The 4,536-nt window shown below is 73.0% G+C and carries 6 protein-coding genes; 3 read left to right on the top strand and 3 right to left on the bottom strand.

Annotated features, from left to right (window positions below):
* Window positions 1-109 precede the first annotated feature (109 nt).
* Window positions 110-574, top strand: coding sequence for a hypothetical protein (locus FNQ90_RS13575; protein ID WP_182606618.1), 465 nt, complete (start codon window positions 110-112; stop codon window positions 572-574).
* Window positions 575-628: 54 nt separating this feature from the next.
* On the opposite strand, the gene FNQ90_RS13570 is transcribed toward FNQ90_RS13575, so the two are convergent.
* Window positions 629-1,657 carry a glutathione S-transferase family protein gene (locus FNQ90_RS13570; RefSeq protein ID WP_182606617.1) on the bottom strand — a complete coding sequence of 343 codons (1,029 nt, stop codon included), beginning with the start codon at window positions 1,655-1,657 and terminating at the stop codon, window positions 629-631.
* A gap of 219 nt (window positions 1,658-1,876) precedes the next feature.
* Here FNQ90_RS13570 and FNQ90_RS13565 point away from each other — a divergent pair, with 219 nt between their 5' ends.
* Complete coding sequence (locus tag FNQ90_RS13565; protein ID WP_182606616.1) at window positions 1,877-2,578, top strand: ion transporter; 702 nt, start codon at window positions 1,877-1,879, stop codon at window positions 2,576-2,578.
* Between the two features lie 164 nt (window positions 2,579-2,742).
* On the opposite strand, the gene FNQ90_RS13560 is transcribed toward FNQ90_RS13565, so the two are convergent.
* Together FNQ90_RS13560 and FNQ90_RS13555 are read right to left on the bottom strand one after the other, a co-directional pair.
* Window positions 2,743-3,066, bottom strand: coding sequence for a DUF3140 domain-containing protein (locus FNQ90_RS13560; RefSeq protein WP_182606615.1), 324 nt, complete (start codon window positions 3,064-3,066; stop codon window positions 2,743-2,745).
* A gap of 2 nt (window positions 3,067-3,068) precedes the next feature.
* A complete protein-coding gene (locus FNQ90_RS13555; RefSeq protein ID WP_182606614.1) occupies window positions 3,069-3,332 on the bottom strand; it encodes a hypervirulence associated TUDOR domain-containing protein in 264 nt (87 codons plus the stop codon).
* Between the two features lie 276 nt (window positions 3,333-3,608).
* Here FNQ90_RS13555 and FNQ90_RS13550 point away from each other — a divergent pair, with 276 nt between their 5' ends.
* Window positions 3,609-4,409 carry a phosphodiesterase gene (locus FNQ90_RS13550; protein WP_182606613.1) on the top strand — a complete coding sequence of 267 codons (801 nt, stop codon included), beginning with the start codon at window positions 3,609-3,611 and terminating at the stop codon, window positions 4,407-4,409.
* The last annotated feature ends 127 nt before the right edge of the window (window positions 4,410-4,536 follow it).

Raw genomic sequence — 4,536 nt, 5'->3', positions numbered from 1 at the left:
GGCGTCCCGGGGGATCGGGAGATCCCGGGGAGGTTGTGGTCCCCGACGATGACCTCCGCGCCGATTCGGGGCAGGCTGTGGCCCCATGAGGATCCGACGGACAGGCACGGTGCTCACGACGGTGGTTCTGCTCGCCCTCACCGCGGCGTGCAGCGCGGGTGGCGGGGCGGGGAGCGGGGACGGCACCTCCGCGCCGGCCCCCTCGAAACCGCCCGTCCCGGCCGGCCCCGGTGCCGAGGAACTGGTGGAGGACCTGCGCTCCGGACCGGGCGGGGAGGATCTCGGGGAGGTTCGTGACAACTCCTCGACCTGCTCCAACGAGGCCGCCGGTGGTGATTCGCACGAGCGGGATTGCCGGCGACTCCTCGTCACCGACCAGGTCTCCGTCTACGAGTTCCCCGTCGATGACGTGGCGGTGGAATGGGTGAACCGTTACGGCGAGTTCCACGGGGAGGAGTGGCGACGGGTCGATCGTTTCGCGTTGGTGTGGAACACCCCCGAGCAGGAGGCGGTCCCCGCCGAACGGCGCGACGAGATCACCGAACTGGTCGAGAACCGGCTCGGGGAGGGGTGAGGACCGGGCCGGGCACGCGGGGTGCGGACCCGGCCCGGGAGGGGGAACGGAGGGTCAGGGACGGCCCACGGCCGGGATCTCCTCGCCGGCGGGCGGCGGCCCGGGAGGGGTCCCGTCCCCGAACGGTCGGCCGCCCAGTTCCTCCCGGCCGTGCGGGGTGAGCCACCCGGAGAGGTCCGGCCCCACCGGCACGATCCCGGTGGGATTGATACCGGTGTGCACCTCGTAATAGTGCCGCTTGATGTGGTCGAAGTCGACCGTGTCGCCGAAGCCGGGGGTCTGGTAGAGGTCCCGCACGTACCCCCACAGCACCGGGTCCTCGGTCAGCTTGTACCGGTTGCACTTGAAGTGGCCGTGGTAGACGGCGTCGAAGCGCACCAGCGTGGTGAACAGCCGGATGTCGGCTTCCGTGATGGTGTCGCCCACCAGGTACCGCTGTCCCCGCAAACGCTCCGAGACCCACCCCAAGCGGCGGAAGACGCCCTCGTACGCCTGCTCGTACTCCTGTTGGTCCGAGGCGAAGCCGGCCCGGTAGACGCCGTTGTTGACGTCCCGGTAGACGCCCTCCACGACCTCGTCGATCTCCTCCCGCCGGGCCTCCGGATAGAGATCCGGCGCGCCGGGGCGGTGCAGCTCGGTCCACTCGGTGGCCAGGTCCAGGGTGATCCGCTGGTAGTCGTTGGTGACCAGTTTTCCGCTGGGCACGTCCACGATCGCCGGCACGCTGACGCCGCCCGGGTAGTCGCTCTCCCGCGCGTCGTAGGCCTCGTGCAGGAACCGGATGCCGAGCACCGGGTCGCGGCCGTCCGGATCCAGGGTGAACCGCCAGCTGCGGTCGTCCTGGATCGGGTCGGTGACCGCCAGGGACAGCGCCTCCTCCAGACCGAGAAGGCGTCGCGAGACCAGGACCCGACTCGCCCAGGGGCAGGCCCGGCTGACCACCAACCGGTAGCGACCCGCCTCCACGGGCCAACCGTCCCGCCCGTCAGCGGTGATCCGGTCGGCGAAGTGGCTCGCGGATCGTTTGAACGGCTTGCGGCCGTACGAGGCGTTGCCCTCGGTGCCGGCACTGGTCTGGCTCACGGTCCGATCTCCTTCCCGGGAGGGGCGCCCCCCCGGGGCCCCTGTCGTTCACGTGGACACCACGCTGTGGGTTCTTCTCCCCGGGGAGCGACCCGGATACCCCCGAACACCGCTCGGTCGGACCGCCACGGTGCCCTGCGGCGCGTCGGTGGTGTGCCAGGGGCGGCCCGGGGCAGGGTGCCGGTGCGGACCACGGGGGGAACGTCGGAAAGGAGCCGGTTGTCATGGCGGTGTCTCCCCGGGTCCGCCGCGGAGCGGGAGGCGTTCGCCGAGCAGCTTTTGGATCGGTTGACCCCCTTGATGAGCGCGCTGGGGCTGCTCTTCCTGTTCGTGGTCATCGGCGAGCGCCTGGCCCATCCTGACAGTCCGGTCGGTACCGTCCTCGCGCTGGTCGGGTGGGTGCTGTGGGGCGCCTTCGTCGCCGAGTTCGTGGTGCGTCTGGTCGCGGCCCCCCGACGCCTGCGTTTCCTGCGTCGGAACTGGTGGCAGATCGTCTTCCTGGTCCTGCCCTTCCTGCGGATCCTGCGTCTGGTGCGCTCCTTTCGGGTGCTGCGCGGCGGCAGGGTGCTCTCCTCCACCGTGCGTTCCTCGCGTTCCGCCGGAAGGGTGTTGGGCAACCGCATCTCCTGGTTGGCGGTGGTGACGGCCATCGTGGTGCTGGGCAGCTCGGAACTGCTGCACGGCTTCGCGGTCTACCCCACCTTCGGAGACGCCCTCCACGCCACCGCGATGGCCGCCATCAGCGGTGCGCCGCTGGGCCGGGAGGACCCGTGGGCGAGAGTGGTCGAGGTGCTGTTGGCCGTGTACTCGGTGGGGGTCTTCGCCACCCTCGCGGCCACCGTCGGCGCGTATTTCGTGGACGCCCGCTCCCGCCCCGGGGTCGCCGGGGGCCCGCGGGCGGCGGCCCCGGACCGGGAATGAGGGATCGGTTCCGTCCGTTTTCCCCACCATCACCACGCGAACGACGGGACCGAGCTGCCCGGACATCAACCCGCCGCTCGGTTACGACGCGCGAGGCCGACCGTATGTGTACCCGGCCGGGCCGGCACCACCGGGGCGCGGCCGACTCGTGCCCCGGTCGCGCCTCACCCCTTGAGCGGGTCGTGGCCCCAGTTCATCAGGGAGTGCCGCCAGCGACTGTCCGCCACATCCCCCGAGGGGCGCTGGGCCAGGTGGCGGCGGATGTACCCGTTCACCTTCCGCATGTGGGACCGGTCGTCGTCATCCAGGTCATCGCGCCGGGAGCGCAGGATCTCCACGATCCGTCGTCCGGAGGCGTGCCCGGTGGACTCCCCACCTCCGTCCTTCTGCCCCACCGATTTCGACTCCTCGGTGGCCAGCCACTTCTCCAACTCCCCGGCGGTCATGTTCACCAGGTCCTCGAATTCCTCGGTCTCCTCATCGGCCATCGTCAGTCGTCCTTCTCCTCGACGTCCCCGTCCGCCCCCGACCCGCGGTCGGGTTTCGGGCGCAGCGCCTCGGGCCGGTGCACGGCCGATCCCCCCGACTTCTCGCTGCGCACCCTGTACTGCGGATCGTCCGGGGAGGCGTCGACGGTGCGGCCCGCCGCCTCCGTGCGCTCGGTGATCTCCTCCTCCACGCGTCCCACGGCCTCACCGCCGTGACTGCTCCAGGCCACCCGGTCCCCCTTGCGCGGCTTGCGACGTCCACCCATGCCGTTCACCTCCTCACCGCCGGCTCCACCGGCGTTCGTCCGTGTCCCACCCGGCCATGCTGCGGCCATCCGTTCCACCTCGCACGCCGGCACGGCCCCCTCCGGCCGGCATCACCGGCGCTCCCGGGGGTACTCGTGCGACATGATCGGCGGCGCCTCCGGTGCCCGGTGGAGGGAGCGGAACATGGTCGGGTGGCGGAGCGGTGGGACCGGTGTCACCACGCCGGCGGGGGCACGGGACGCCCGGTCGTCCCGGCGCAACCACCGGGATCCGCGGTGAACGGCGGGACCGACTCCACGGCCGGTCCCGGCCTGCCGAGGGACCTGGCGCGGGGGGTGGCCCGGCGGCGGCGCGCCCCGGCCCTGCACCCCGGCGGACTGCTGTGCCCGGGGGGCCTGGAGATCCCCGGGGCCTCCGCCGGTGGTCCCCGCTGGGGGGTGCCCTGGCTCGACGAACCGGGCCGGTACGCGGTGACCGTGCGCTGGTCCCGGGCCCTGGGACTGCCGCCGGGGCTGCCCGACGGCCTCGGCCTCGGTCTGCGGGTGATCGACGCCGCCGGCCCCGACCGTCATCTGGACCTTCTGCTGACCACCAGTCGTCCCGGTCGGTTGCTGCGCCATGTACCCGTGATGCGCCGTGACGCCTTCGCGGGCCCGTACACCAGCCTCCTCGCCCACCGTGTCGGCGGCCGGGACCGGGTACTGGCCGCCGTTCCCCGGGAGAGGGAGCGCCGTCGGATTCCCGCCGATCTCGCCGCGTTGCGCGCCGCCCTGTGCGCGGCACCGGCCCGGATGCTGCTGTGCGCGGCAGCCGCCGACGAGCCCTGGCGCGGCTTCGGATGGCTGACCATCGACCCGCCCCGGGGCGGCCCGACCGGGGCCACACCCGGCTTCGACCTGCGGGGCAACAGCCTGCCCGGGTTGGGGCCGCCGGAACGCTTCCTCCGGTGGCGGGACGCCGCCTACACCGCTTCCCGCGAGGGCCACGGTCTGGTCGTCCGCGACGCCCCCGCGGGTCTCCCCGGCCCGGGCCCCTCCGGGGCGCCGGCCGGCGCCCCGGAGGGGCCCTCCTCCTGACGGGCGCCCCTCACCCCTCGACACCGTCAGGAAATCCCCCGGGGGACTTCCCCGCCGGGGTCGGACGGCCTCCCGGATCGTCCACTGCCCCGGGGCGGCCTGATCCACGCCGGCCCGGGAGCCCGGG

Origin of the sequence: Streptomyces alkaliphilus, assembly GCF_014141535.1 — a bacterium.
Classification (GTDB): domain Bacteria; phylum Actinomycetota; class Actinomycetes; order Streptomycetales; family Streptomycetaceae; genus Streptomyces; species Streptomyces alkaliphilus.
This window is presented reverse-complemented; position numbering and strand designations above follow the sequence as displayed.